At 74.2% G+C, this 26,235-nt stretch carries 23 protein-coding genes; 13 read left to right on the top strand and 10 right to left on the bottom strand.

The annotated features are described in order from the left end of the window. On the top strand, nt 1-699 hold the full coding sequence (gene npdG / locus D7223_RS04085; RefSeq protein WP_120724903.1) for an NADPH-dependent F420 reductase: 699 nt from the start codon (nt 1-3) through the stop codon (nt 697-699). A 126-nt stretch (nt 700-825) separates the two neighbouring features. On the opposite strand, the gene panB is transcribed toward npdG, so the two are convergent. Both panB and D7223_RS04075 read right to left on the bottom strand, forming a co-directional pair. Then, nucleotides 826-1,671, bottom strand: a complete 846-nt coding sequence (gene panB / locus D7223_RS04080) for a 3-methyl-2-oxobutanoate hydroxymethyltransferase (protein ID WP_120724901.1) — start codon at nt 1,669-1,671, stop codon at nt 826-828. 125 nt (nt 1,672-1,796) lie between these two features. Continuing rightward, a complete protein-coding gene (locus D7223_RS04075) occupies nt 1,797-3,554 on the bottom strand; it encodes an NAD+ synthase (protein WP_120724899.1) in 1,758 nt (585 codons plus the stop codon). A gap of 230 nt (nt 3,555-3,784) precedes the next feature. Here D7223_RS04075 and glnA point away from each other — a divergent pair, with 230 nt between their 5' ends. From glnA to D7223_RS04060, 3 genes are all read left to right on the top strand, one after another. Further along, on the top strand, nt 3,785-5,134 hold the full coding sequence (gene glnA / locus D7223_RS04070; RefSeq protein ID WP_120724897.1) for a type I glutamate--ammonia ligase: 1,350 nt from the start codon (nt 3,785-3,787) through the stop codon (nt 5,132-5,134). Between the two features lie 81 nt (nt 5,135-5,215). Beyond that, on the top strand, nt 5,216-5,641 hold the full coding sequence (locus D7223_RS04065) for a DUF350 domain-containing protein (RefSeq protein WP_120724895.1): 426 nt from the start codon (nt 5,216-5,218) through the stop codon (nt 5,639-5,641). Between the two features lie 53 nt (nt 5,642-5,694). After that, entirely contained in the window at nt 5,695-6,390 is a 696-nt protein-coding gene (locus tag D7223_RS04060) for a helix-turn-helix transcriptional regulator (RefSeq protein WP_120724893.1), read from the top strand. A gap of 84 nt (nt 6,391-6,474) precedes the next feature. On the opposite strand, the gene D7223_RS04055 is transcribed toward D7223_RS04060, so the two are convergent. Next, nucleotides 6,475-6,897 carry a MarR family winged helix-turn-helix transcriptional regulator gene (locus D7223_RS04055; protein ID WP_120724891.1) on the bottom strand — a complete coding sequence of 141 codons (423 nt, stop codon included), beginning with the start codon at nt 6,895-6,897 and terminating at the stop codon, nt 6,475-6,477. Between the two features lie 141 nt (nt 6,898-7,038). On the opposite strand from D7223_RS04055, the gene D7223_RS04050 reads away from it, so the two are divergent. From D7223_RS04050 to D7223_RS04040, 3 genes are all read left to right on the top strand, one after another. Continuing rightward, complete coding sequence (locus D7223_RS04050) at nt 7,039-7,998, top strand: quinone oxidoreductase family protein (RefSeq protein WP_120724889.1); 960 nt, start codon at nt 7,039-7,041, stop codon at nt 7,996-7,998. A gap of 150 nt (nt 7,999-8,148) precedes the next feature. After that, nucleotides 8,149-8,529 carry a VOC family protein gene (locus tag D7223_RS04045; RefSeq protein WP_120724888.1) on the top strand — a complete coding sequence of 127 codons (381 nt, stop codon included), beginning with the start codon at nt 8,149-8,151 and terminating at the stop codon, nt 8,527-8,529. 211 nt (nt 8,530-8,740) lie between these two features. Beyond that, nucleotides 8,741-11,743, top strand: coding sequence for a carbohydrate binding domain-containing protein (locus tag D7223_RS04040; protein WP_120724886.1), 3,003 nt, complete (start codon nt 8,741-8,743; stop codon nt 11,741-11,743). Between the two features lie 122 nt (nt 11,744-11,865). Here D7223_RS04040 and D7223_RS04035 read toward each other — a convergent pair whose 3' ends face one another. Beyond that, complete coding sequence (locus D7223_RS04035) at nt 11,866-12,285, bottom strand: hypothetical protein (RefSeq protein WP_120724884.1); 420 nt, start codon at nt 12,283-12,285, stop codon at nt 11,866-11,868. A gap of 199 nt (nt 12,286-12,484) precedes the next feature. Between D7223_RS04035 and D7223_RS04030 the strand changes: the two genes are divergently transcribed. Next, the gene (locus D7223_RS04030) at nt 12,485-13,417 is read left to right on the top strand and encodes a Vgb family protein (protein WP_120724882.1); all 933 of its coding nucleotides are present in this window, start codon (nt 12,485-12,487) and stop codon (nt 13,415-13,417) included. A 54-nt stretch (nt 13,418-13,471) separates the two neighbouring features. On the opposite strand, the gene D7223_RS04025 is transcribed toward D7223_RS04030, so the two are convergent. Next, nucleotides 13,472-14,413: a S66 peptidase family protein gene (locus tag D7223_RS04025; protein ID WP_120724880.1), complete on the bottom strand. Its 942-nt coding sequence runs from the start codon at nt 14,411-14,413 to the stop codon at nt 13,472-13,474. Nucleotides 14,414-14,441: 28 nt separating this feature from the next. Continuing rightward, nucleotides 14,442-14,858, bottom strand: coding sequence for a VOC family protein (locus D7223_RS04020; RefSeq protein WP_120724878.1), 417 nt, complete (start codon nt 14,856-14,858; stop codon nt 14,442-14,444). Nucleotides 14,859-14,935: 77 nt separating this feature from the next. Between D7223_RS04020 and D7223_RS04015 the strand changes: the two genes are divergently transcribed. The 3 genes from D7223_RS04015 to D7223_RS04005 are packed head-to-tail and all read left to right on the top strand — an operon-like array spanning nt 14,936 to nt 19,381. Continuing rightward, entirely contained in the window at nt 14,936-15,547 is a 612-nt protein-coding gene (locus D7223_RS04015) for a TetR/AcrR family transcriptional regulator (protein WP_120724876.1), read from the top strand. A gap of 55 nt (nt 15,548-15,602) precedes the next feature. Continuing rightward, nucleotides 15,603-16,370, top strand: a complete 768-nt coding sequence (locus tag D7223_RS04010; protein WP_120724874.1) for a type 1 glutamine amidotransferase — start codon at nt 15,603-15,605, stop codon at nt 16,368-16,370. Continuing rightward, nucleotides 16,370-19,381: a bifunctional [glutamine synthetase] adenylyltransferase/[glutamine synthetase]-adenylyl-L-tyrosine phosphorylase gene (locus tag D7223_RS04005; RefSeq protein WP_120724872.1), complete on the top strand. Its 3,012-nt coding sequence runs from the start codon at nt 16,370-16,372 to the stop codon at nt 19,379-19,381. Before D7223_RS04010 ends, D7223_RS04005 begins: the two co-directional genes overlap by 1 nt. An 8-nt stretch (nt 19,382-19,389) precedes the next feature. On the opposite strand, the gene D7223_RS04000 is transcribed toward D7223_RS04005, so the two are convergent. Both D7223_RS04000 and D7223_RS03995 read right to left on the bottom strand, forming a co-directional pair. Further along, a complete protein-coding gene (locus tag D7223_RS04000) occupies nt 19,390-20,043 on the bottom strand; it encodes an SAM-dependent methyltransferase (RefSeq protein WP_120724870.1) in 654 nt (217 codons plus the stop codon). A 100-nt stretch (nt 20,044-20,143) separates the two neighbouring features. Further along, nucleotides 20,144-21,757 carry a hypothetical protein gene (locus D7223_RS03995; RefSeq protein ID WP_120724868.1) on the bottom strand — a complete coding sequence of 538 codons (1,614 nt, stop codon included), beginning with the start codon at nt 21,755-21,757 and terminating at the stop codon, nt 20,144-20,146. 45 nt (nt 21,758-21,802) lie between these two features. On the opposite strand from D7223_RS03995, the gene mptB (D7223_RS03990) reads away from it, so the two are divergent. Both mptB (D7223_RS03990) and mptB (D7223_RS03985) read left to right on the top strand, forming a co-directional pair. Next, on the top strand, nt 21,803-23,215 hold the full coding sequence (gene mptB, locus D7223_RS03990) for a polyprenol phosphomannose-dependent alpha 1,6 mannosyltransferase MptB (RefSeq protein ID WP_120724866.1): 1,413 nt from the start codon (nt 21,803-21,805) through the stop codon (nt 23,213-23,215). Between the two features lie 17 nt (nt 23,216-23,232). After that, a complete protein-coding gene (mptB, locus tag D7223_RS03985; protein WP_120725738.1) occupies nt 23,233-24,708 on the top strand; it encodes a polyprenol phosphomannose-dependent alpha 1,6 mannosyltransferase MptB in 1,476 nt (491 codons plus the stop codon). 27 nt (nt 24,709-24,735) lie between these two features. On the opposite strand, the gene D7223_RS03980 is transcribed toward mptB (D7223_RS03985), so the two are convergent. Beyond that, nucleotides 24,736-25,815 carry a hypothetical protein gene (locus tag D7223_RS03980; RefSeq protein ID WP_120724864.1) on the bottom strand — a complete coding sequence of 360 codons (1,080 nt, stop codon included), beginning with the start codon at nt 25,813-25,815 and terminating at the stop codon, nt 24,736-24,738. Next, entirely contained in the window at nt 25,812-26,177 is a 366-nt protein-coding gene (locus tag D7223_RS03975) for a PadR family transcriptional regulator (RefSeq protein WP_120724862.1), read from the bottom strand. Before D7223_RS03975 ends, D7223_RS03980 begins: the two co-directional genes overlap by 4 nt. Nucleotides 26,178-26,235 lie beyond the last annotated feature (58 nt).

Genomic DNA, 26,235 nt, shown 5'->3' with positions numbered 1-26,235 from the left:
ATGGCATACGACGCGAGCACGCTGCCCGACGTTTCCGGGCTCACCGTCGGCATCATCGGTGGCACCGGTGACCAGGGGCGGGGTCTCGCCTACCGGTTCGCCCGGGCCGGCCAGACGGTGCTGATCGGATCCCGGTCCGCCGAGCGTGCCGCCGAGTCGGCGCGGGAGATCGCCGCCCTGCCCGGGGTACCCACCGGCGCCAGCGTCACCGGTGCCGGCAACGACGAGGTGGCCCGGCGCAGCGACGTGGTCGTCATCGCCGTTCCGTGGGACGGTCACGCCGCGACCGTGGCCGCCCTCGCCGCGCCGCTGGCCGGCAAGATCGTGGTCGACTGCGTGAACCCGCTCGGCTTCGACAAGCAGGGCCCGTACGCGCTGCGCGTCGAGGAGGGCAGCGCCGTCCAGCAGGCCGCCGCGCTGCTGCCCGACTCGCGGGTGTGCGCCGCGTTCAACCACGTCAGTGCCCCGCTGCTGGCCGACCCGGAGATCGAGCGGATCGACCTGGACGTGCTGATCTGCACCGAGGACCGGGAACTGGTCGACGTGGTCGGCGCGCTGGCCGCCCGCATCCCCGGCATGCGTGGCATCTACGCCGGGCGGCTGCGCAACGCCCACCAGATCGAGGCGTTCACCGCCAACCTGATCGCCATCAACAAGCGCTACAAGGCCCACGCCGGCATCCGCGTCACCGACCTCTGACCCGCCCCACCACCCCCGCGCCACGTCGCGGTGCGGTGTCCGCGGGCCGCTCGCGTGCGGTGCCGCGGTGTGAAGAAGGGGCCCCTCCGCTACGCCAGGCGTTGGGAAGGGGCCCTTCCTTACCCCTCAGAAGGTGTGGTCGGCGGTGGGGAAGTCACCGCCGCGGACCTCGTCGGCGAAGCGGCGGGTCGCGTCGGTCAACGCGCCGGCCAGGTCGGCGTACCGCTTCACGAAGCGCGGCGCCTTCCCGGTGCGTAGACCGGCCATGTCCTGCCAGACCAGCACCTGCGCGTCGGTGTCCGGTCCCGCGCCGATGCCCACCGTGGGGATCGCCAACTCGTGCGTGATCCGCTTGGCGACCTCGCCGGGCACCATCTCCAGCACCACCGCGAAGGCGCCCGCCTCGGCCACCGCCCGCGCGTCGGCGAGCACGTCCTCGGCGGAGTCGCCGCGCCCCTGCACCCGGTAGCCGCCCAGGGTGTGCTCGCTCTGCGGGGTGAAGCCGATGTGCGCCATCACCGGGATGCCGGCGCCGACGATCGCGGCGATCTGGTCGGCGCAACGCCGGCCGCCCTCCAGCTTCACCGCGTGGCAGCCACCCTCCTTCATGAACCGCACCGCGGTGCGCAGCGCCTGCGTCCGGCCCTCCTCGTACGAGCCGAACGGCATGTCGCCGACGACCAGCGAGTGCTTCGTGGCCCGTACCACGGCCCGGACCAGGGGAAGCAGCTCGTCCACGGTGACCGGCAGGGTCGTCTCGTAGCCGAAGACGTTGTTCGCGGCCGAGTCGCCGACCAGCAGCACCGGAATGCCGGCCTGGTCGAAGATGGTCGCCGTGTACTGGTCGTACGAGGTGAGCATCGACCACCTCTCGCCGCGCTCCTTGGCGGCGATCAGGTCGCGGGTGCGTACCCGTCGGGTGGCCGGGCCGCCGTAGAGGGCGGTCACCTCGGACGGGGTGGACTCCACCATGGTTCTCTCCTTCCTCGAGGCCGCGTACGCGGTCCCCGGGTTCCGCCGCGATCGTCGCACCGGTCGACCCGGTGACGGCAGGGCGGAGTGGAGGATTTCACTCCCGGCGGCGCGGGGCCGGCCGGTCAGCCGTCCTCGCGCCAGCGGTTGGTGATCGGTAGTCGCCGGTCCCGCCCGAACGCCTTCATGGAGATCTTCGTGCCCGGCGCGGACTGCCGGCGCTTGTACTCGGCGGTATCCACCATCCGCAGCACCCGGTCGACCACCGCTGGGTCGTGGCCGGACTCGACGAGGCCGTCGCGGCCCAGGTCGCCGTCGACGTAACCGATCAGGATCGGGTCCAGCACGTCGTAGTCGGGCAGGCTGTCGCTGTCCAGCTGGCCGGGGCTCAGCTCGGCCGACGGGGGCTTGCCGATCGAGTTCTCCGGGATCGGCGGCAGCTCGCCGCGCCGGGCGGCGTCGGTGTTGCGCCACTTCGCCAGCCGCCAGATCAACGTCTTCCAGACGTCCTTCACCGGGTTGAAGCCGCCGACCGAGTCGCCGTAGAGGGTGGAGTAGCCGACCGCCAGCTCGCTCTTGTTGCCGGTGGTCAGCACCAGGTGACCCTCCTGGTTCGACAGGGCCATCAGGATGACGCCGCGGACCCGGGCCTGGAGGTTCTCCACCGCCACCCCGGAGAGCGACATGTTGGCCAGGAAGGTGTCCACCATCGGCTGGATCGGCTCGACCCGGTAGTCCAGGCCGGTGCGCTTGGCCAGGTCGGCCGCATCCTCCCGGGAGTGCTCCGAGGAATGCTGGCTGGGCAGCGAGACGCCGACCACCCGCTGCGGGCCGAGCGCGTCCACGGCGAGGGCGGCCACCACGGCCGAGTCGATGCCGCCGGAGAGGCCGAGCACGACCGAGGGAAAGCGGTTCTTGTCCACGTAGTCGCGCAGCCCGAGCACCAGCGCGTGCCACACCTCGGCCTCGTCGGCGACCGGCTCCATCACGTCGCCGGTGGCCGGCGGGCCGACCGGGACGGGCAGGTCGCCCGGCACCGCCGAGCGGACCACCCGCAGCCCGTCGGCCAGGTCGACGGTGTCGCCGGCGGCCGACGCGGCGGGCAGGTCCACGTCGTGCACCAGCAGGTGCTCGACGAACTGCGGGGCCCGGGCGAGCAGCTCACCGTCCGCCCCGACGATCATCGAGTCGCCCTCGAAGACCAGCTCGTCCTGACCGCCGGTCATGTTGACGTAGGCGATGGCGGCCCCGGCCTCGGCGGCCCGGCGGCGGACCAGCGGGAGCCGGATGTCGTCCTTGTTCAGCTCGTACGGCGAGCCGTTGATGTTGAGCACCAGGCCGACCCCCGCCTGCCGGGCGGCGGCGAACGGGCCGCCGGCCTGCCACAGGTCCTCGCAGATGGTCAGCGCCACGTCCACCCCGCCGAGGCGGACCACGGTGAGCATGTCCCCGGGCACGAAGTAGCGGTCCTCGTCGAACACCCCGTAGTTGGGCAGGTGGTGCTTGAAGTAGGTGGCCACGACGGTGCCGCCGTGCAGCAGGGCCGCCGCGTTCCGGGCCCCCCGGCCGGGCTCGGCGTCGCCGCTGACCTGCGGCGGGCCGTCGGCGTCCAGGTAACCCACCAGGACCGGCACCGCGCCCAGCCCGTCCGCGGCCAGGTCGGCGGCGAGCCGGGTCAGCGCGGCCTTCGACGCCGCCACGAAGGAGCGTCGGAAGACCAGGTCCTCGACCGGGTAGCCGGTCAGCATCATCTCCGGGAACGCGACGAGCTGGGCACCGGCGTCGGCGGCGCGGCGGGTCCAGGACCGGACCAGTCCGGCGTTGCCGGTCAGGTCGCCGACCGTCGGATTCACCTGGCACAGGGCGAGACGCAGGGTGGGCATGTCCTCATCTTGCCCCAGCCCTCGATCGTCGACACGGCGGCCGGCGGGAGACGGTCGCCACCGGTCAACCCGCCGCCCGGACCACCCGGGCGGCGGTGGCCCGTAGCCCGGGACACGACAGGACGCGCGCCGGGCGGTCGCGTAACGTCGGCGTAACCGGCCCGGTGGAAACTGGTCGGTCAGGCCGGGAGAACCGGACCAAGGTCGGCAAGGTGTCGCGAGGAGTGGAAGTGGACCGTCAGCAGGAGTTCGTCCTCCGTACGCTGGAAGAGCGGGACATCCGGTTCGTCCGGCTCTGGTTCACCGATGTGCTGGGCACGCTCAAGAGCGTCTCGGTGGCCCCCGCCGAGTTGGAGGCGGCCTTCGAGGAGGGCATCGGCTTCGACGGCTCGGCCATCGAGGGCTTCGCCCGGGTCTTCGAGTCGGACATGGTGGCCATGCCGGACCCGACCACCTTCCAGGTCTTCCCGTTCGAGGGTGGGGTCAGCGGCGAGAGCGCCCGGATGTTCTGCGACATCCTGCTCCCCGACGGCGGCCCGTCCTGGGCCGACCCCCGGCACGTGCTGCGCCGGGCGCTGTCCAAGGCCGCCGAGAAGGGCTTCACCTTCTACACCCACCCGGAGATCGAGTTCTTCCTGCTGGAGAACGGCCCGCAGGACGGCTCGGTGCCGACCCCGGTGGACACCGGCGGCTACTTCGAGCACACCACCCACGCGGTGGCCCGCGACTTCCGCCGCCAGGCCGTGCTCGCGCTGGAACGGATCGGCATCTCGGTGGAGTTCAGCCACCACGAGGTCGCCCCCGGCCAGCAGGAGATCGACCTGCGCTACGCCGACGCGTTGACCACCGCCGACAACATCATGACCTTCCGGCACGTGGTCAAGGAGGTGTCGCTCTCCACCGGCGTGCAGGCCAGCTTCATGCCGAAGCCCTTCACCGACCAGCCGGGCAGCGGCATGCACACCCACCTGTCGCTCTTCGAGGGGGAGCGCAACGCGTTCCACGACGCGGGCGACCCGATGAAGCTGTCGAAGGTGGCCCGGGCGTTCATCGCCGGCCTGCTGGTGCACGCCCGGGAATACACCGCGGTCACCAACCAGTGGGTCAACTCCTACAAGCGCCTGTTCCCGCAGGCCCTGCCGGACCGGGTCACCGAGAGCCCGGCGTACGTCTGCTGGGGTCACCTGAACCGGTCGGCGCTGGTGCGGGTCCCCGCGTACGGCAAGCCGAACTCGGCCCGGGTCGAGGTCCGCTCGCCGGACTCGGCGGCCAACCCCTACCTGGCCTTCGCGGTGCTGCTCGGCGCCGGCCTGAAGGGCATCGAGGAGGGTTACGAGCTGCCGCCGGGCGCCGAGGACGACGTGTGGTCGCTGACCAGCGCCGAGCGCCGGGCGATGGGGTACGAGCCGCTGCCGGAGAACCTGGCCGAGGCGATCGACGTGATGGCCGGCTCGGAGCTGGTCGCCGAGGTGCTCGGGGAGCACGTCTTCGACTTCTTCCTGCGCAACAAGCGCGCCGAGTGGGAGCAGTACCGGCGCGAGGTCACCCCGTACGAGCGGCAGCGCTACCTGTCGCTCTAGTCGGGGGCCGCGCCGGACCGCTATCGTCTCGATCACCCGCTCGGCGACCCCCGCCGGGCGGTGGAGCCCGGGAGGCGATCGGTGCTGGAGGACCTGTTCAGCGGAGCATGGCAGAGCGTCGTGTTCGGCGTCGTCGGGGTGGGCCTGATGGCGGCCGGGTTCCTGCTGGTCGACCTGCTCACGCCCGGGAAGCTGCGGGAACTGATCTGGGTGCAGCGCAACGGCAACGCCGGGTTGCTGCTGGCCGCCAACCAGCTCGGCATCGCCGGGATCGTCTTCACCGCGATCCTGACCAGCTACGACGACTTCGGCAAGGGGCTCGCCTCCACGCTGATCTTCGGACTGGTCGGCCTGGCCATCATGGCGCTGGCCTTCTTCGTGCTGGACATGCTGACCCCCGGCAAGCTCGGCGAGGTCATCTGCTCGACGGAGCCGCACCCGGCGGCCCGGGTCAGCGCCGCCACCCACTTCGGGGCCGCGCTGATCGTCTGCGCCTGCATCGCCTGAGCGCGGCCGGCACGGGCGGTGGTCCTGTCCTACCCCCGGGTTAGCGTCCGGGGGTGAACCGCACCGATCGTCTCTACGCCATGGTGGAGGAGCTGCGCGCGGTGTCCCCACGGCCGCGCAGCGCCCGCTGGCTGGCCGGGCACTTCGAGGTGAGCACCCGCACCATCGAGCGTGACATCGGGGCCCTCCAGCAGTCCGGGGTGCCGATCTGGGCCGAGCCGGGGCGCACCGGCGGCTACGCGGTGGACCGGGCCCGCACCCTGCCGCCGGTCAACTTCACCGCCGCCGAGGCCGTCGCCATGGCGACGGCACTGCACCGGATGCGGGGCACCCCGTTCGCCGCCGCGGCCGGCACCGCGTTGCGCAAGCTCCTCGCGGTGATGCCGGCGGCGGACGCCGCCGAGGCGCATCGCCTCGCCGGCCGGGTGCACCTGATCGACGACGGGCCGGTGGCACCCGTCCCGGCCGTCGTCGCCGACGCGGTGTCCGCGCGCCGGGTGCTCCGCCTGTCGTACGCCGACCGCGACGGCTCGCCGTCGCAGCGGGAGGTCGAGCCGTTGGGCTACCTCGGCAACCCCCGACACTGGTATCTGTTGGCGTGGTGCCGGCTGCGCGACGAGCTGCGCTGCTTCCGCACCGACCGGATCATCGGCGTGGTGCCGCTGGCCGAGCGGGTGGGGCGGGAACTGCGCATGGAGGACCTGGACATCCCGCGGGAGCGCAACATCCGCCCGCTCAGCCTGGTCTGAGCGGTCTTGTCCCCCGGACGTTCGGGCGGGTCGTTGCCCGGGGTGGAGACGGCGGCGCGCCCTGGTCGTCCGGGCGGGTGCGCGTCAGCCCAGTGCTTTGCGCAGCAGCGCCGCGAGTTGGTCCTGCTCCTCGGGTGAGAGTCGTCCGACCGCCGTGCGGGCGAAGGTGAAGGCTGCGGCGAACCGGCGGCTGATCTCGTCTCCTCGGGGGGTCCGTGCGACGAGTCGTGCGCGGCGATCCTGGGGATGTGGTTCGCGGGTCACCAGGCCGAGCACTTCGAGCCGCACGACGATCTGGGTGATGTTCGAGGCGTCGCAGCCGAGCTCCGCCGCCAGGGCGCCCATGCCGCGTCGCTCGTCGAGTCGCCCGAGCAGGCACGCCTGCGCCGGGCTGAGCGACAGCTCGGCCGCAGCTGCCTCGTAGGCGCGGTCGTACACGTCGACCAGGTCGAACAGGGCGGCTTCGGCCTCGGACGAGGTGGCCACGGGTTTGCTCGGTAGCGCCATGGTTCCCAGCCTAGAGGCTGTACTACTTGATTCAATCAAGTACCTGTGATCCAATGATCCTTGACTCAATCAAGCAAACGAGGAGGACCGATGGCCAACAGGGGCGAGCGCACAACGGGCGGCGTGGTCACGGAGCCACGGATGACCGCCGTCGTCCTGGACCGGTTCGGCGGAGTCGATCAACTCTCGTCGCGCCGGATACCGCTCCCCGGGTTCGGCGACGACGACGTCCTCATCCGGGTGGAGTTCGCGGGAGTCGGGTCCTGGGACGCGGAGGAGCGGCGGGGGGAGTTCGACGGCGCTTTCGGCGTCGCGTCGACCTTCCCTTACGTCCTCGGCTGGGACGCGGCGGGCACGGTGGCCGCAGTCGGGCGCAACGTCACCCGGTTCAACGTGGGGGACCGTGTCTACGCTGCGACGATGCCGGTGTCGCGGGGCGGCTTCTACGCCGAGTACGGCGTCGTCGAGGCGGAGTTCGTGGCGCGCGTGCCCGACCGGATGCCGACCGAGCAGGCCGGCCTGCTGGCGTGGGACGCCCTGACCGCACTGAGCGGACTCGAACTGCTCGGCCTGCGGCCGGACGAGACCCTCATGGTCTTCGGGGCCAGCGGAGGTATCGGTCACCTGGCCGTGCAGTTGGCGCGGCACCGCGGCATCCGAGTGTTGGCCGTGGCCTCCGGTGACGACGGTGTCGCCCTGGCCCGGCGGCTGGGCGCCGACGAGGCGATCGACGGTCGCAGGGAGGACGTGTTGGCGGCGGCGTTCAAGTTCGCACCGGGCGGGCTCGACGCGGCTCTGGTCACCGCGGGAGGCGAGACCGCCGAACGGTCTCTTCGCGCGATCAGGAACTCGGGGCGGATCGCCTGGCCGAACGGTGTCCTGCCGGTGCCTGTGACGTCGCCGGGCGCGACGGTGTCGCACTACGACGGGGATCGAAGCCGGACCGCCACCGATCGGCTGAACGCGATCATCGAGGCGGGTTCCTTGGCGGTCCACGTCGCCCGGACCTTTCCGTTGGCGCGAGCCGTCGACGCCCACCGTGCCCTCGAAGATCACTATGTCGGGAAGATGGCCCTCAGGGTCGGTCCGGAGGCGCCATGATGTTTCCCCGCGAGGTGGACGCCGGGCCGTGCCGCGACCTGACGCGGCGGAGGTGCGGAAAACACCGACAGGACGGTGTCGCGGACGCCGTCGAGGCTGACTCCTGAACGACGCCGGCCGACCGGGCCGGCGCGCGACGGGAGGCGACACATGTCCACGATCAGCAACGCGGTCACCTGGTTCGAGGTCGGCACGGACCGGCCGGTGGAGACCGAGCGCTTCTACGCCGACGTGTTCGGCTGGTCGTTCGCCGAGGAGGGCACGCCGGAGGCGTCGTACCGGGTGGTGCCGCCGGGGCCGGACGGCTCGATCCAGGGTGCGGTGCGGGCGACCGGTGGGGTGGGTCCGAACTACGCGGTGTTCTACGTGCAGGTGCCCGACGTGGCGCAGGCGTGCCGGCAGGCCGAGGCGGCCGGCGGGACGGTGCTGGCGCCGGCGCGGACGACCCCCGCCGGGCTCACCCTGACCCATCTGGCCGACCCGGTCGGCAACCGGTTCGGCGTGTTCGCGACGCCGCCCGCCGACGCCTGAAGGTGGTTCCCGGAAGATCGCTCGGAAGGCGTTGCCGCAGGTGCAACGCCTTTCAGTAGCCTGCCGCACAATCACGCCACTTTGTCGATTGTGAAGACCTGGTTTCAACTCATTGAAGCTGGTAACTTCCTGGCACCGCGTTCGCAAGTTCTTGCAACGCCTTCAGTGACTTGCGCCCGCCCCCACGGGTGCAGGTGTCAGGAGACCTGTCATGAGGCGGACCACCACCACCCGTCGCCGGTGGGGAGCCTTCGCGCTCGCCACCGGCCTGGCCGCCGGACTGCTGCCCCTCACGGCGGCCGTCGCGGCCAACACCGTCACCGTCTACTACCAACCACCGACCGCCTGGGGCGCGTCGGTCAACATCCACTACGGCGTCGACGGGTCGACCTGGACCCCCGTGCCCGGCGTCGCGATGGACGCCGCGTGCACCGGCTGGCGTCGCCGGACCATCGACCTGGGGGCCGCCACCGGCCTCCAGGTGGTCTTCACCAACGGCGCCGGCACCTGGGACAACAACAACGGCGCGAACTACCGGCTCGGCACCGGCACGGTCACCGTCGCCGCCGGCCGGATCGGCTCCGGCGACCCGTGCGCGGGCACGCCCACGCCCACCGCGAGCCCGGCCCCCGGCGGGGTCACCGCCGAGGTGTTCTACCACCTCACCCCGCGCGGCTGGCCGGCCGCGAACATCCACTACCGGCCCACCGGCGGCACCTGGACGACCGCGCCGGGCGTCGCCATGCAGACCGCCTGCGCCGGCTGGGTGAAGCGGACCGTGGACCTCGGTACGGCGAGCGGCCTCACCGCCGCGTTCAACAACGCCGGCTCGTGGGACAACAACAACGGCGCCGACTACACCCTCGGCGCCGGCCGCAGCACCGTCTCCGGCGGGGTGGTCACCCCGAACGCCGCCGACCCGTGCACCCCGGTCGCCCCGGACACCGCGCCGCCGTCCGCCCCCACCGGGCTCACCGCCACCGCCGACGGCCTGTCGGTGACCCTGACCTGGACCCCGTCGACCGACGACCGGGCGGTCACCGGGTACGAGGTGACCCGCACCGGCGGCACCGGCGGGGCCACCACGGTCACCGTCACCGGCACCCGGCACGTCGCCTACGGCCTCGCGCCGGGCACCGCGTACACCTGGACCGTGCGTGCCCTCGACGCGGCCGGCAACCGGTCGGCGGCGAGCGCGCCCGCGACGGCGACCACCGGCACCGCGCCGCCGGTGGGTGGGTCGCCGCTCGGCGGCGATCCCCGCGAGGACAGCATCTACTTCGTGATGACCGCGCGTTTCGCCGACGGCGACAGCGCGAACAACCGGGGCGGCAGCCAGCACGTGCGCTCGGGCAACGCCGCCAACGACGACCCGATGTTCCGGGGCGACTTCAAGGGCCTGATCGACAAGCTCGACTACGTCAAGGGCCTGGGCTTCTCCGCCCTGTGGATCACCCCGGTGGTGCTCAACCGCTCCGACTACGACTTCCACGGCTACCACGGCTGGGACTTCCACCAGATCGACCCGCGGCTGGAGAGCCCGGGCGCCAGCTACCAGGACCTGATCAACGCCGCGCACGCCAAGGGCATCAAGATCTTCCAGGACGTGGTCTACAACCACAGCTCACGGTGGGGGGCGCGCGGGCTCTTCACCCCCACCGTGTACGGCGTCCGCGACGCGCAGTGGAAGTGGTACTACGACCAGCCGCAGGCCGGCCGGCAGTACGACCCGATGGTCGAGCACGCCGGCGACGACCCGGGCCTGACCCCCGCGCAGAACGCGCTCGCCAAGGGCCGGCCGTACAGCGGTGACCTGTGGTCGTCCACCCCGCCGGCCGGCAACCGGTGCCTGCGCTGGGGCACCCCCAACGGGTCCTACAGCCAGGAGGGTTACACCGTCCACCACTGCCAGTGGCCGACGCCGACAAGCGGCCTGTTCCCGGCCGACCTGTACCACCAGTGCTGGATCGGCAACTGGGAGGGGGAGGACTCGCGCAGCTGCTGGCTGCACGAGGACCTGGCCGACTTCAACACCGAGAACGCCACCGTGCAGCGATACCTGATCGACGCCTACAACCGGTACATCGACATGGGGGTGGACGGTTTCCGCGTCGACACCGCCGTGCACATCCCCCGGGTCACCTGGAACCGCCACTTCCTGCCGGCCATCCAGCAGCACGCGGTGGCCCGGCACGGGGCCAAGGGCAAGGACTTCTACGTCTTCGGCGAGGTCGCCGCGTTCGTCAACGACAAGTGGAACCGGGGCTCGGTGAACCACTCCGCGCAGTTCTTCACCTGGAAGGAGCGCAAGGAGTACAGCCCCGACGACGTGCGGGCCGCGATCGAACAGTACGACTACGAGCAGCTGCTCGGCCCCAACGGCCAACCGACGAGCGACAACGCGTTCCTGCGCGGCAACGACTACCACGCGCCGGACCACTCGAAGTTCTCCGGCATGAACGTCATCGACATGCGGATGCACATGAACTTCGGCGACGCCAACAACGCCTTCGGCAACGGCCGGGACTCCGACGACAGTTACAACGACGCCACCTACAACGTCGTGTACGTCGACAGCCACGACTACGGGCCGAACAAGTCGTCCGTACGCTACGCCGAGGGCACCGACGCCTGGGCGGAGAACATGAGCCTGATGTGGACCTTCCGTGGCATCCCGACGCTCTACTACGGCTCGGAGATCGAGTTCCAGAAGGGCGCGAAGATCGACTGCGGTCCCACCTGCCCGCTGGCCACCACCGGCCGCGCCTACTACGGCGGCCACCTCGCCGGCAGCGTCACCGCCTCCGACTTCTCAGTGGTGGGTGGTGCCACGGGAGCCGTCGCGCAGACCCTGGACAAGCCGCTGGTCAAGCACGTTCAGCGGCTCAACCAGATCCGCCGGGCCGTCCCCGCCCTGCAGAAGGGGCAGTACTCCACCCAGGGCGTCAGCGGCAACCAGATGGCCTACAAACGCCGGTACACCGCCGCCGGGGTGGACAGCTTCGCGCTGGTCACCGTCTCCGGCAGCGCCACCTTCAGCGGCGTGCCCAACGGCACGTACGTCGACGCGGTCACCGGAGACACCCGGACCGTCACCAACGGCACCCTGACCGCCTCCGTCAGCGGCAAGGGCAACCTGCGGGTCTACGTGCTGAACCTGCCCGACAACCCGGCCCCCGGCAAGATCGGCGCCGACGGGCCGTACCTGAGGTGAGCGGCGGCCGGCGCGCGGCGTGCGGTGCCGCGCGCCGGCCGCGCGTCGGCGTGCGCGGTGTGGTGTGAGGAAGGGACCCTTGTACAACGCCAGGCGTTGACAAGGAGCCCTTCCTTGCGCCGTCAGCGGTGGGGGCGGGCGCCGCCGCCGAGGACGCCCGCCTCGGCCGCGGCGGTGATCGCGTCGGCCTGCTCCCGGGTGAGCGTGCCGTCCGCGACGGCCTGGTCGAGACGTTCCTTGAGCGCGGCCTGCCGGTCGGCGGCGTCCGGCCGCTCCGGGCGGTCGGCCCGGTGCTGCTCGCGGATCTTCTCCAGCGCGGCGGTCACCTTCGCGGTGTCCACCCCCAGCTCCCCGGCGAGGGCCTCGGCGAACGCGTCCTGCCGTTCGGCGTGCCGCTGCTCCCGGTCGGCGTCCGCGCCGGCGGTCGGCGGGGTCTCGTTGTCGGCGGCCATGGCGACCGTCGGGGCCGCGACGCCCACGGCGAGTACGCCGGCCGCGGCGAGCCCGACCAGCAGGTTCTTCTTGCGCGTCGTGCGGGACATGTGGTCCTCCGGATCGTCGGTGGGTGGTGCGATGACCTCACCGACGGTGACCAGCAGGGCTGGGCGCGACCCGTGGCGAGCCTGTCAGCGAGCTGGCAATCCGGCCCGTGCGGGGGACAAACCGGTTGCGCCGGGACGTCCGGGGACGGAGGGTGGCGCTTGATGGAGCCCGGCGGTGTCGGGCGGAAGGGCGGCCGGCATGACGGCGGGAACCATCCGAGAGATTCCGGTGAGCGGGGCGGACGCCGGACCCTACGGCATCACGGTCGGGCCGGACGGCGCGCTGTGGCTGACGCTCGTGCACGCCGGCGCGGTCGCCCGCCTCGGCGTCGACGGCGGGCTGCGTACCTGGCCGGTGGGGGAGGGCAGCCGGCCGTTGATCGTCACGCCGGGTCCGGACGGCGCGCTGTGGTTCACCCGCTCCGGCGACGACCGGATCGGCCGGATCACCACGGCCGGCGAACAGAGCGCCGTCGTGCTCCCGGCGGGCACCGGTCCCGGCGGCATCGCCGCCGGTGGCGACGGCGCGCTCTGGTACGCGGGGATGACCTCGGACACGCTCGGCCGGGTGGCCACCGACGGCGAGGTGACGTCGTTCCCGCTCCCGCCCGGCGGGATGCCGTCGATGGTGACGGCCGGCCCGGACGGTGGCGTGTGGTTCACGCTCAACCGGGCCGACGCGGTGGGCCGGATCGACCCGGACAGCGGGCGGGTGGCCGTGCACCCGCTGCCGACCGTGGGCGCGGCGCCGGTCGGGATCACCGCCGGGGTCGACGGCGCGGTGTGGTTCGTGGAGATCGGCGCCGGGCAGGTCGGGCGGATCACGCCGGACGGGCGGATCGACGAGTACCCGCTGCCGGACCGTGCCGCCCGACCGCACGCGATCGTCGCCGACCCGGCCGGCGGGTGCTGGTGGACCGAGTGGGCCGCCAACCGCATCGGCCACGTCGACGCCGACGGCGCCATCACCAACCACGCCCTGCCGACCCCGTCCCGCGAACCCCACGGCCTCACCGTCACCCCCGACGGCACCGTCTGGGCGGCCCTGGAAACCGGCTCCCTGGCCCACCTCACCCCGACCCCTCCCCGTCCCCCGGGCTCCCCCCTGGTTGATCATGAGGTTGACAGGTGAGTTGATCTCCAAACCCTCCGCCAACCTCATGATCAACCGGGTGGGGGAGTGGGGTCAGCGGACGGCGGGGGAGATGGTTAGGGTGCCGGTGGTGGCGTCCAGGAGGGCTTGGGTGCCTACCGGGACGGTCAGTTGGTGGGGGCCGTGGCCGATGGGCAGACCGCCCAGGACCGGTACGCCGAGGTCGCCCAGGCGGTCGGTGAGCACGTCGGCGACGTCAACCGCCCATCCGTCGGCGCAGTCGGTGAACTGCCCGACGGCCACCCCGGCCAGCCCGTCCAGGACGCCGGCCCGGCGAAGCTGGGTGAGCATCCGGTCCACCTTGTACGGGGGCTCCTGCACGTCCTCCAGCAGCAGCACCGCCCCGGTCAGGTCGGGCATGTCCGGGGTGCCCAGGGAGGCGACGACCAGGCACAGGTTGCCGCCGAGCAGCCGACCGGCCGCCCGCCCCGGTACGCGTACCGGGCCGGTCTCCGCCCCGGCGTCGGCGGTGACGGTGACCGGCTCGGCGACGGTGAGCGCCCGGTGCAGCGACTCGGCCGAGGACAGCGGGGTCCGTTCGTCCCGCCAGGCGGCGCCCGGCCCGTGCACGGTGGCCAGCCGCGCGCCACGCCAGAGCGCGAACTGGAGCGCGGTGATGTCGGAGAACCCGGCCACCACCTTCGGGTCCCGCCGGACGGCGTCGTAGTCGATCGCATCCACCACCCGCTGCGCCCCGTACCCGCCGCGGGTGCAGATCACCCCGCGTACCTCCGGGTCGGCGAAGGCCGCGTTCAGGTCGGCGGCGCGCAGCTCGTCCGTGCCGGCCAGGTAGCCGTGCCGGGCGTACGCGTGCGGGGCGGGCACCGGTCGCAGGCCCCAGCCGGTGAGCAGCTCCACGCCCCGGGCCACCCGCTCCGGGTTCGTCGGCCCGGACGGGGACACCAGCAGCACCGTGTCGCCGGGGCGCAGCGCCGGAGGTCGTACGGCGTCGTCGGCAGCGGTGTGGTCGGACACAGCGGCACAGCCTAGTGGGGTACCCGGGTCAGCCGCCCGCGTACCGCTCGGCGTACTCCCGCGTGGGTGGGATCGGTGTGATGACGTCGATCAGGACGCCGTCGGGGGCGGCGGTGATGAAGTGCCGCTGCCCGAAGTCCTCGCTGCGCAACTCCAGCTCGACCGGCAGGCCGCCGCGGACCACCAGACGTTCCCACTCGGCGTCGACGTCGTCGACCTCGAGGTTGAGCAGCAGGCCCCGGACGGGGTGGCGGTAGGCCGCGGGCAGGGTCGGGTGGTGGAAGTCCAGCAGCGCCAACTCGTACGCCGGGGTGCCCGGCCGGCGGAGGCTGACGTACCAGTCGGCCTCGAAGGTGGTCTCGAAGCCCAGGTGGCGGCGGTAGAAGTCGTGTGCCGCGGTGAGCTGCGGGGTGCAGATGACCGGGTAGAAGCTGGTGAGTTCCATGCCTGAGGCCCCTTCGCATACCATCGGTATGTCGACAAAGCTAGTTCGCATACCGTTGGTATGTCAATGGAGGGGTGATGGCGGAGGGCGTACGCGCGCGGCAACGCGACCAGACCAGGGCGACGCTGCTGCGGGAGGGCCGGCGGTTGTTTGCCGCGCACGGCTACGCCGCCGTCGGGCTGGCCGAGATCGTGCGGGCGGCCGGGGTGACCAAGGGCGCGCTCTACCACCACTTCTCCGGCAAGCCGGATCTCTTCCGCGCCGTCCTCGGGCAGGTCCAGCAGGAGGTGGCGGACCGTGTCGCCGGGGCCGCCGACCGCCGGGACGACCCGTGGGACCGGTTCACCGCCGGCTGCCGGGAGTTCCTGACCGCCGCGACCGACCCGGACCGGCAGCGCGTCATGCTCGTCGACGGCCCCGCCGTGCTCGGCTGGACCGAGTGGCGGTCGCTTGACGAGGCCGCGTCCGGCCGGCACCTGGCCGAGGCGCTCGCCGAGCTGGTGCGGACCGGGGTGATCTCCCGGCAGCCCGTCGCCCCGCTGGCCCACCTGCTCTCCGGCGCGATGAACGAGGCGGCCCTCTGGCTCGCCGGTTCCACCGGTCCGGCCGACCTGGCGGACACCTGGGCCGCCCTGTCCCGCATGCTCGACGCGCTGCGGGCAGCGGACCCGGCCGGACGTGCCGGCTGACGCGGCCGGTGGAGGGATTCCGGAATGGTCGGGGTCACCGACTAGCCTCGTCCACGTGGCAACCGCGTTGGTGATCGAGAACGACCCGACCGACGATCTGCGCCGGCTGGGGGAGTGGCTGACCGAGGCCGGCCTCGACCTGTGGGTGGTGCGTCCGCACGCCGGGGACGAACTGCCCGCCGACCTGGAGGGCTGGTCGGCGCTGGTGGTGCTGGGTGGCGACCAGCAGGCCTACCCACGGGCCGACGGCACCCCCGGCGCGCCCTGGTTCCCCGCCCTGGAAGGGCTGCTGCGCAAGGCGGTCCGGCACCGGGTGCCCACGCTGGCGATCTGCCTCGGCGCGCAGTTGCTGGCCACCGCGCACGCCGGGACGGTCGAGCGCAGCCCGTCCGGACCCGAGGTGGGCCCCGGGGTGGTCGGCCGGCGGGACGCCGCCGAGCGGGACCCGCTGTTCCGCTACGTGCCGTTGATCCCGGACGTGCTCCAGTGGCACTCCGACGAGATCACCGAGCTGCCGGCCGCCGCCACCCTGCTGGCCGCCTCCACCCGGCACCCGCACCAGGCGTTCCGGCTCGGTGACCGGGCCTGGGGCCTCCAGTTCCACATCGAGTGCGACACCGCGATGATCGCCGACTGGTCCAGCGGCTCGGAGCTGCTGGCCGAGCTGGGCTACGACCCGGAGCTGGTGGTGGCCGCCTGCGACGCGGTGATGGTCGACGTCGAGGAGGTCTGGCAGCCGTTCGCCGCCCGGTTCGCCGCGCTGGCCCTCGGCGAGCTGGACGACGCGGCCACCCGCCGCACCCTGCCGCTGCTCGGGCAGTGATGAGCCGGTCGACCCGGGCCCCCGGCCGGCTCGCCCGCTACGGCTTCGGCGTCACCGACGGTGACGGCGGGTCACGTGCCGCCGACCTGCTCGGCCCGCAGGGGCTGAACCTGTGGCGGCCGGACGAGCAGGAGCCCACCGACGAGCGGGCCACCGAGCTGCTGGCCGGGATGTCCCGCGCCGCCGACCCGGACCTGGCGCTGCGGCAACTGCACCGCCTGGTGGAGGCCGAACGGCGGGCCGACGAGAACGGCGCGGTCGCGGTGCTGGACGCCCTGCACGACGACCCGGGCCTGCGCCGCCGGCTGCTCGCGGTGCTCGGTGCCTCGTCCGCGCTCGGCGACCACCTGGTCGCCAACCCGGACCAGTGGGCGACCCTGCGGACCGCCCCGGACGGGCTGGCGCCGCCGGCGCAGGGGCGGCTCGACCTGTCCGGCGACGGCCCGCCGGTGGCGGTGCTGCGGCGGGCGTACCGGTTGGCGTTGCTGCGGATCGCGGCGGCCGACCTGACCGGCGGCCGGGGCCTGGAGCAGACCATGGCCGCGTTGTCCGCGCTGGCCGACGCCACCCTGGCCGCGGCCTACCGGATCGCCGTCGACGAGCTGCCCGAGGCCACGGACCGGCCACGGCTGGCCGTGGTCGCGATGGGCAAGTGCGGCGGCGACGAGCTGAACTACGTGTCCGACGTCGACGTGATCTTCGTCGGCGCCACCGACGAGGACCTCCCGGCGGCCACCGCGATCGCCACCCGGCTGATCCACATCTGCGGGCTGGTCGCCTGGCCGGTCGACGCCGCGCTGCGCCCGGAGGGCAGCCGGGGTCCGCTGGTCCGGACGCTGGCCAGCCACCTGGCCTACTACCGCCGCTGGGCGCGCACCTGGGAGTTCCAGGCGCTGCTCAAGGCCCGGCCGGCGGCCGGTGACCTGGACCTGGGCCGGGAGTGGATCGCGCAGCTCGCCCCGCTGGTCTGGACCGCCGCCGAGCGCCCCGAGGCGGTCGAGGACGTCCGGTCGATGCGTCGCAAGATCATCGACAACATCCCGCCGAAGGAGCAGGAACGCGAGATCAAGCGCGGGCCGGGCGGGCTGCGCGACATCGAGTTCGCGGTGCAGCTGCTGCAACTGGTGCACGGCCGGGGCGACGAGTCGCTGCGGATGCCCGGCACCATCCCGGCGCTGCGCGCGCTGGTCACCGGCGGTTACGTCGGCCGGGCCGACGGGGAGGCGCTGCTGCGCGGCTACCGCTTCCTGCGCGCCGTCGAGCACCGCCTCCAGCTCCAGGCCCTGCGCCGTACCCACACCGTGCCGGTCGAGCCGGCCGCGCTGCGCTGGCTGGCCGCCGCGCTGGGCTACGTGGCCGCGCCGGGGCGCAGCGCGGTCGAGGCGTTCCGGGCAGAGTGGGTCACCCACGCCAGCGAGGTACGCCGGCTGCACGCCAAGCTGCTCTACCGGCCGCTGCTGGAGTCGGTGGCCCGGGTGCCCGCCGACGGTCTGCGACTGACCCCGGAGGCGGCCCGGCACCGGTTGGAGATCCTCGGCTTCGCCGACCCGGCCGGGGCGCTTCGCCACCTCCAGGCCCTCACCGGCGGGGTGAGCCGCACCGCGGCGATCCAGCGGACGCTGCTGCCGGTGCTGCTCAGCGAATTCGCCGACGCCCCGGAACCGGACCGGGGCCTGCTCAACTACCGGCAGGTCTCCGACAAGCTCGGCAGCACGCCCTGGTATCTGCGCCTGCTGCGCGACGAGGGCCCGGTCGCCCGCCGGCTGGCCCGGGTGCTCTCCTCCTCCCGGTACGCCGCCGACCTGCTGGCCCGCGACCCCGAGGCGCTGCGGCTGCTCGCCGAGGAGAGCGAGCTGACCCCGCGTCCCCGGGAGGTGCTCGGCGAGGGCTTCGCCGCCGCGGCGGCCCGGCACACCGACCCGGTCGAGGCGACCCGGGCGATCCGTGCGCTGCGCCGTCGCGAGCTGGTCCGGCTCGCCTGCGCCGACGTGCTCAGCCGGGCCGGCAAGCTGGCCCCCGCGCCGCCCCGGCCGGACGGCAGCGGACGGGCCGCGCCGGCGCTGGCCGACGTCGCGGCGGTCGGCACCGCCCTCGCCGACGTCACCGACGCCACGCTGGCGGCCGCGCTGCGGGCCGCCCGGGCCAGCCAGCCGGCACTGCCCGGCCTGCGGTTCGCCGTGATCGGGATGGGCCGGCTCGGCGGGTACGAGTCGAACTACCTCTCCGACGCCGACGTGCTCTTCGTCTACGACCTGCCGGCCGGCACCCCGGACGGCGCGGCCACCGCCCACGGCATCGCCGAGGAACTGCGCCGCCTGCTCGGGATGCCCGCCCCCGACCCGCCGCTGGGCGTCGACGCCGACCTGCGCCCCGAGGGCCGGCAGGGTCCGCTGGTGCGCAGCCTCGCCGCGTACGCGCAGTACTACGCCCGCTGGTCCCGGGTGTGGGAGGCGCAGGCGTTGCTGCGGGCGCGGTTCGTCTGCGGGGACGCCGACCTCGGCGCGGAGTTCGAGGCGCTGGTCGACCCGGTCCGCTACCCGCCCGAGGGCCTGAGCCGCGAACAGCTGGTCGAGATCCGACGGATCAAGGCCCGGGTGGAGACCGAGCGGCTGCCCCGGGGCGCCGACCCGGCCACCCACACCAAGCTCGGCCGGGGTGGGCTGGCCGACGTCGAGTGGGCGGTGCAGCTCATCCAGCTGCGGCATGCCGGCGCTTACCCGGAGCTGCGCGGCACGCGTACGCTCGATGCCCTCGCGGCGGCCCGGGACGCGGGCCTGGTCGATCAGACGGACGCCGCGGAGATGGCGGCCGGGTGGACCCTGGCGGCGCAGGTCCGCAACGCGCTGATGCTGGTCCGGGGCCGCGCCGGCGACCAGCTGCCCCGGCACGGCGTCGAGTTGGCCGGGGTGGTCCGGCTGCTCGGGCGGGACGATCCGGGCGAGTTCCTCGACGAGTACCTGCGCACCGGCCGCCGCTCCCGCGCGGCCGCCCAGCGGGTGCTGGAGGGCTGACCGCGCCGCTACCGGCGGCGGACCAGCAGCAGGTGGTCGACCAGCTCCCCGGTGTGCCCGTCCGGGCCGGTGGCGGTGCGCCGGGGCGCGTCGAGCCGCTCGGTCTCCCAGTCGGCGGGCGCCAGGTCCAGGCCGTCGAGGGTCTCCTGCGGGGTGGGGAAGTGGACGTCCGGGTGGCGGTGGTGGTCGGTGGCCCACGGCGGGAACTCGCCGTGCTCGACCACCAGCAGCCGCCCGCCGGGTGCCACCGCCCGGGCCGCCGCGCGCAGCACGTCCAGCCGCGGGAACTCCAGCGGCGTCTGCAGGAACTGCGCGGAGACCAGGTCGTACGTGCCGGTCGGGAAGTCCCGCGTGAGGTCGTGCCGGCGGAACTCGACGCGGGGCGTCACGCCCGCCTCGGTCGCGGCGACCCGCGCCCGGTCCAGGGCGGTGCTCGACACGTCGACGGCGGTCACCCGCCAGCCCTGCCCGGCCAGCCAGACCGCGTCGGCGCCCTCGCCGCAGCCGAGGTCCAGCACGGTGCCGGCCGGCAGTCGACCGGCCACGTCGACCAGGTGCGGGTTGGGCCGTCCGCTCCAGATCCGTTCGCTCTGGCCGTACCGTTCGTCCCAGAAACGGGCGGTCTCCTCGTCGATCCGGGTGTGGTGGTGGCTGTCGTGCACGTCTGCTCCCCGATTCCCGGGCGGCCTGCCCGCCCGTCCCGGCGATGGTGCGCCGGTCGCCCACCGGACGGCAAGCAATGTTGCCGGATCAGCAAAGCCGTCAGCTGCCCAGGGTGTACTCGCCGGCACGCGGCACGGTCACCACCGTCCATGCGCCGTCGGCGGCGACCGTCGCCCCGCCGGACGCGCGCAACCAGCGGCTGTACCGCACCCGGACCGGCACCGTCCCGGCCGCCGGCGCGCGCAGGGTGACCGACGCGCCGTCCATCGCGACCAGGTCGCCGGGCGCGCCGACCAGCGGCGTCGGGTCGGTCACCGCCCAGACCCGCCAGTGCGGCGCGGACCAGACCGGGACGAGGTACGGCAGACCACCCCGGACCAGTTCCGCCTCGGCCCGTCCCACCCAGGACAGCGGCGCGTCCGGTACCGCCACGAACTGCACCGCGTTGTCGGCCAGCCACGCCCGGTACGTCTCGGCGGTCAGCGGCACACCCGTGCCGGACGCGCCCGGCACGGTGGTGAAGAACAGCGGATTGCGCGCGATGTCGGCCTGCCGCAGCCAGCCCCGGGCCAGCGGCATCTCGCCCAGCGCGGCCGCCTCGGCGTAGTTCCGCGTCGGTGGCACCTCCACCCGGCCGGTGAGCCGCTGCCCGGCCAGGAAGTCCCGCAGCGGCGCGAAGTAGCCGGGCCGGTTGGCCGGGTCGTCCAGGCTGCGCAGGTCCGCCGGCGGCACCGGGGGCAGCCACCACGCCACCGCCACCAGCACCAGTGCCAGCGCAAGGAAGGGCCCCTTGTTAACGCCTCGTGTAGAGGAAGGGTCCCTTCCTAACCACGATCGGCGGCTCACCCACCCCGGTGGGTGGGCGGCGGCGGCCAGCAAGGGCAGCGTGAACATCACCGCCAGCCGGGTGGCGTTCAGCCCCACCGGGGTGTGCACCAGCGCCGCGACCAGCACCCCGCCCGCCGACAGCAGCGCGCCCACCCGCACCGGCCGGTACGCCACCAGCGCCGCCACCAGCAGGCTGGCCACCACCGTGCGCAGCGTGTCGGTGCGGCTGATGTTCATCCAGCCGCCGTCGCCGAACAGCAGCGCGGTCACGCCGAGCGGCAGCGCCGCCGCCACGCCGAGCACCACGCCGTCGACGCGTCGCCGGGACAGCAGCAGCGCCACGCCGGCCAGCCCGACGAAGAGCCCGGCCACCGGGCTGGTGGCCGAGGCGAGCAGCGCCCCCAGGGCCGCCAGCACCAGCCGCGCCGGAATCCGGTGCCGCCCGGTCGGGGCGACCGGCGCGGGCAGGGTCAGCGCGAGGAGGGCGGCCAGCCCGAAGGCGACCCCCAGGCCGTAGGTGACCCGGCCGGAGACCAGGTTGCCGGCGATCGTCACCACGCCGACCAGGGCGCCCAGCAGCGGGCGGGGCACACCCACCCGCACCAGCAGGGCGGCGAACGTGGTGGCCGCCGCCACCAGGGCGAGCGCCCCGACGACCCGGACCCCCAGCGCCGCCATCAACGGCTGCGACACCAGGCTGTAGCCGAACTGCTGGACCCCGCCGTACCAGCGCAGGTCGACCGGGGTGAGACCGTGGGCGGCGAAGAAGTCGGCCCGGGCCACCTGCGCGGCCAGGTCCGACCCGGTCGGCGGCAGGGCCAGGTACGCCGCGGCGAGCACGACGGAGCACCCCGCGGCCACCGCCACCGTCCGACCGAGCCGCATGCCCACCTCCGTACCGCGACCACCGTACTGGCAGCATGTCCTTCCGTGCCCCACCACCTCGCGCGCTGGACCGGCCTGGCCGGTTCGATCCTGCTCGCCGCCGCCGCGTTCCTCGGCGGCGCGCTGCCGGCGTCACCGCACAAGGTGAACCCGGTGATCATCTGGCAGGGTCCGAACGGGCCGCTGCTGATCGCGCTGTGGCTGGTCGGCCTGGTCCTGCTGGGTCACGCGTGGTGGACGCTGCGCGACCGGGTGCCGTCCGCGCGCTGGGCCCTGGTCACCGTCGGGCTCTGGCTGGTCCCGCTGCTCGTCGCGCCGCCGCTGGCCAGCCGGGACCCCTACGCGTACGCCTGCCAGGGCGCGACCTACGCCGCCGGGTTCAGTCCGTACGAGCAGGGCGTGTCGGCGCTGCCCTGCCCGTGGCTGGAGACGGTCTCGCCGATCTGGCGGGACACCCCGGCCCCGTACGGGCCGCTGTTCGTGCTGCTCTCCGGCGCGGTGGTGAAGCTCACCGGATCGCTGGTCGGCAGCATCGTGGCGTTCCGGCTGCTCGCGGTGGCCGGGCTGGGCCTGGCGGCGGCCTGCCTGCCGGTGCTGGCCCGCCGCTGTGGGGTACCGGCCGGTCGGGCGCTCTGGCTGGCGCTGGGCTCCCCGCTGGTCGGGGTCCACCTGGTGTCCGGCGCGCACAACGACGCGCTGATGGTCGGGCTGCTGGTGGCCGGGCTGTCCCTGGTGGCGTCCCGTCCGGGCCGGCCCGGGCCGCTGCTGGCCGCCGGGTTGGTCCTCGGCCTGGCCGGCGCGGTCAAGGCGACCGCGCTGGTGGTGGTGCCGTTCGCGGCGCTCGCCGCGATCGCCGGGGCGTACTCGATCCGGACGCTGGTGCGCGACGGCGGGTGGGTGGTCGGCGGATCGGTGGTGGCCGTGGTCACCGCGACCTTCGGCGCGGGCCTGGACCTCGGGTGGATCGGCGGCCTCGCCCGGGGCGGCGACGTGATCGCGTGGACCTCGCCGCCGACCGCGATCGGGCAGACGGTCGGTTACCTGGCGCTCCCGTTCGGCTGGCACGTCGACGCGCTCCCGGTCACCCGGGCGATCGGCATGGCGGTGCTCGCGGTGCTGCTGGTGTGGCTGTGGTGGCGGGCCCGCACCCGCGAGCCGCTGTGGCACGCCGGCCTGGCGCTGGCCGCGACGGTGGCGCTCGCCCCGCTGTTCCACCCCTGGTACTGGATGTGGCCGCTGGCCGTCCTCGCCGCCACCGCCCGGCACACCGGCTGGTTCGCGCTGGTGGCGCTGATCTCCTCGTTCCTGGTGCTGCCGGACGGCACCGGGCTGGCCCGGTACACCAAGACCGCCGGTGCGCCCCTGATGACGCTGTTGGTCATCGTGGTGGCGGTCCGGTTGGTACGGTCGGCCCGGGCCGGCCGCCGGCCGGCCACCGTGGAGGCGGGAGACGGGTGATCCGACCCGGTACCCCGGTGACGCACCCGGGCGCACCGGAGCCGACGACCCGGACCGCCACCCTCGCCCGCTGGGCGGGGGTGGCCGGCGCGGTGCTGCTCGCCGTCGCCGGACACCTCGGCGGGGCGCTGCCCGGCGCCACCGCCACCCGGGTGTGGACCTCCGGCGACGGGGTGGCCACCGTCCTGCTGTGGCTGGCCGGCACCACCCTGCTGACCGGGGCGTGGTGGGCGCTGCGCCGGGGAGCGCCGTCGACCCGGTGGGCGTACCTGACCGCCGGGCTGTGGACGCTGCCGCTGCTGGCCGCGCCGCCGCTGGGCAGTCGGGACGTCTACTCGTACGCGTGCCAGGGCTGGGCGTACGCGCACGGCGTCGACCCGTACGCGGTCGGGGTGGCCGGGGCGGGCTGTCCCTGGGTGGACGCGGTCGCGCCGATCTGGCGGGACACCCCGGCGCCGTACGGCCCGGTGTTCGTGCTGCTCGCGGCGCTGGCCGCGACGCTCGGCGGCGGCCTCACCGGGACCGTCGTGCTGCTCCGGCTGATCGCCCTCGCCGGTGTGCTGCTGGCCGCGCTCTGCCTGCCGGGCCTGGCCCGCGCCGCCGGCGTGCCGACCCGGCGGGCGGCCTGGCTGGCGCTGGCCTGCCCGCTGGTCGGCGTGCACCTGCTGGCCGGGGCGCACAACGACGCGGTGATGCTCGGCCTGCTGCTGCTCGGGCTGCTGGCGCTGGTCCGCCGCCCCGGTCGGCCCGGGGCACTGGTGCTGGCCGGAGTGCTGCTGGGCCTGGCGGTGGCGGTGAAGGCGACCGCCGTGGTGGTGCTGCCGTTCGCGGCGCTGGCCGCGGTGCGCGGCCGTTACACCGGCCGTACGCTGCTGCGCGACGCCGGCTGGCTGACCGGCGGGACGCTGGCCGCGCTGCTCGGCGCCTCCGCGCTCTCCGGTCTGGGGCTGGGTTGGGTCGCCGGCCTGCGCCGCAGCGGCGACACCGAGCAGTGGACGTCACCGCCGACCGCCGTCGGGATGGTCGCCGACTACCTGGGCGGGCTGGCCGGGCGGGACCCGGCGGCGGTGCCGGTGGCCCGGGCGGTGGCCCTGGCGGTGCTCGTCGTGCTACTGCTCCTGCTCTGGTGGCGGGCCTGGTCGGCGCTGCGCGCGCTCAACGACGCCCGACGGCGGGTGGTCCGCCTGGCGGCGGCCCGGCCCCGGGTCGCCCTGCTCGGCGCCGGCCTGGCCCTGGCCGGCACGGTCGCGCTGGCCCCGGTCTTCCACCCCTGGTACGCGACGTGGCCGCTGGTCGTGCTCGCGGTCGCCGCCCGGCGCACGCTCTGGTTCGTGCCGCCCAGCGCGGCGGCGTCCTTCCTCGCGCTGCCCGACGGCACGAACCTCGCCCGGCTGACCAAGGCGCCCGGCGCGGTGGCGATGACCGCGCTGGTCGTCGCGGTGGCGGTGTGGGGGCTGCCCCGCCTGCGGCACGCGGCCTTCGAGGTGGACTGACGCCGTCGACACCTGTGGGGCAGGTCGTCAGCGGGCCGTTCCGCAGGTGGGGCAGCGGCCGGCGGTCGGGGTGGCCAGCCGCGCGGTCACCCGGCGGCGCAGGGCGATCGTCGCGGGCAGCAGGGCGGGACCGAGGACGGTCACCGCCACCGCGGTGCCGGCCAGCGCCGACCAGCCGGGGCGCGGCGCGCCGTGCAGGACGCCGTCCACCGCGCCGGCGAACACGTGCAGCGACATCAGGCCGAGCGGCGTGGCCAGGACGACACCCGCCCAGCCGGCCCGGAGGTCGCCGCGCACCGCCAGGCCGACGCCGATCAACAGGACGGTCACCAGCAGGGCCGCCGCCGCCCAGGGCAGGATCTGGCTGGCCGTCCAGCCGTAGTAACTGACGTAGAAGTCCTCCGCCCGGGGCAGCAGGTTCGGCGCGGCGACGGCGGCGGCCCCGACCGCGACCAGCGGCAGCAGCCGGGCCGCCGTGGGCAGCCGCTCCGGCAGCGCCAGCGCCACCAGGCCCAGCGCGACCTGGGGCAGCAGCACGAACAGCGGGGGCCGGGGCAGCCCGGTCAGCGCCGCCAGCGGCAGCACGGCGACGGTGGCCAGCACGGCCGCCCCGGTCAGCCGCCGGGTCCAGCGGACCGAGCCGAGGGCCAGCGGCAGCACCGCGAGCAGCCACACCAGCCACACGCCGACCCCGAGGGAGAGGAACGGGCCGACGTACGGCGCATTCCAGACCGCGGGCGGCGTGTGTTGTCCCTGCGCCAGCCAGGCGGCGGTCAGCGGACCGGCCGCGGGCGGCGTGTGCTGTTCCAGCACCATCCACGCGGCGGCCAGCGGGGTCGCGGTCAGGAAGGCGAGCAGCGCCGCGAGGCGTACGCCCGGGGCCAGGTCCGGTGCGCCGACCGCCCGCAGCCGCTGGCGCAGGCCGCCGCGCACGAGGTCCGCGGCGTCCGCGGGCGAGGGCCGGCGCCGATCCGGTCCGGCCACCTCCAGGTACGTCCCGACGATCTCGTCGCCCCGCTCCCGGCGGTAGTCCCCGGGGTACGCGCGCAGCAGCCGCCGGTAGCGCCGCTCCAGGTCGTTCGTGCCGGTGTGCCGGTCCTCGCTCATGCCAGACCCCCGGCGGTCCGGGGGGCCGTCGGGCGGACGGCGCGGGAGCGGGCGCCCAGCCGGGCGGTGGCCGCCTCGACGTTGCGGCGCAGGCGTTCGGTCTCGGCGGCCAGAGTGGTCTCGCCGGTGGGGGAGAGGCGGTAGTAGCGGCGCAGCCGGCCGTCGACGGTCTCCTCCCGGTCCACCGCGACGAGGCCGGCGTCGGTGAGCCGGTCCAGGGCGCCGTAGAGGGTGCCGGGACGCAGGGTGAGGCGACCGTCGGAGAGGGCGGCGACCTCCCCGATGATCGCGTAGCCGTGCAGCGGCTCGCGGGCGAGCGCGGTCAGGATGAGGAACGTGGGTTCCCGCAGCGGTGTGTCCACAGCGGCAATATATCGGACGCGAAGGTATCGCGTGGGCCCGTGCGGCCGGACGGCCGAA

It is taken from the genome of Micromonospora endolithica, from assembly GCF_003626595.1.
Lineage (GTDB): Bacteria > Actinomycetota > Actinomycetes > Mycobacteriales > Micromonosporaceae > Micromonospora > Micromonospora endolithica.
Note: the sequence above shows the minus strand (reverse complement) of the source record. Positions and strands in the feature narration are given on the sequence as shown.

Coding starts and splice junctions, on each gene's coding strand:
- npdG (WP_120724903.1), top strand. CDS start 1: ATGGCATACGACGCGAGCACGCTGCCCGACGTTTCCGGGCTCACCGTC.
- panB (WP_120724901.1), bottom strand. CDS start 1,671: ATGGTGGAGTCCACCCCGTCCGAGGTGACCGCCCTCTACGGCGGCCCG.
- D7223_RS04075 (WP_120724899.1), bottom strand. CDS start 3,554: ATGCCCACCCTGCGTCTCGCCCTGTGCCAGGTGAATCCGACGGTCGGC.
- D7223_RS04055 (WP_120724891.1), bottom strand. CDS start 6,897: ATGGCGCTACCGAGCAAACCCGTGGCCACCTCGTCCGAGGCCGAAGCC.
- D7223_RS04050 (WP_120724889.1), top strand. CDS start 7,039: ATGACCGCCGTCGTCCTGGACCGGTTCGGCGGAGTCGATCAACTCTCG.
- D7223_RS04045 (WP_120724888.1), top strand. CDS start 8,149: ATGTCCACGATCAGCAACGCGGTCACCTGGTTCGAGGTCGGCACGGAC.
- D7223_RS04040 (WP_120724886.1), top strand. CDS start 8,741: ATGAGGCGGACCACCACCACCCGTCGCCGGTGGGGAGCCTTCGCGCTC.
- D7223_RS04035 (WP_120724884.1), bottom strand. CDS start 12,285: ATGTCCCGCACGACGCGCAAGAAGAACCTGCTGGTCGGGCTCGCCGCG.
- D7223_RS04030 (WP_120724882.1), top strand. CDS start 12,485: ATGACGGCGGGAACCATCCGAGAGATTCCGGTGAGCGGGGCGGACGCC.
- D7223_RS04020 (WP_120724878.1), bottom strand. CDS start 14,858: ATGGAACTCACCAGCTTCTACCCGGTCATCTGCACCCCGCAGCTCACC.
- D7223_RS04015 (WP_120724876.1), top strand. CDS start 14,936: ATGGCGGAGGGCGTACGCGCGCGGCAACGCGACCAGACCAGGGCGACG.
- D7223_RS04005 (WP_120724872.1), top strand. CDS start 16,370: ATGAGCCGGTCGACCCGGGCCCCCGGCCGGCTCGCCCGCTACGGCTTC.
- D7223_RS03995 (WP_120724868.1), bottom strand. CDS start 21,757: ATGCGGCTCGGTCGGACGGTGGCGGTGGCCGCGGGGTGCTCCGTCGTG.
- D7223_RS03980 (WP_120724864.1), bottom strand. CDS start 25,815: ATGAGCGAGGACCGGCACACCGGCACGAACGACCTGGAGCGGCGCTAC.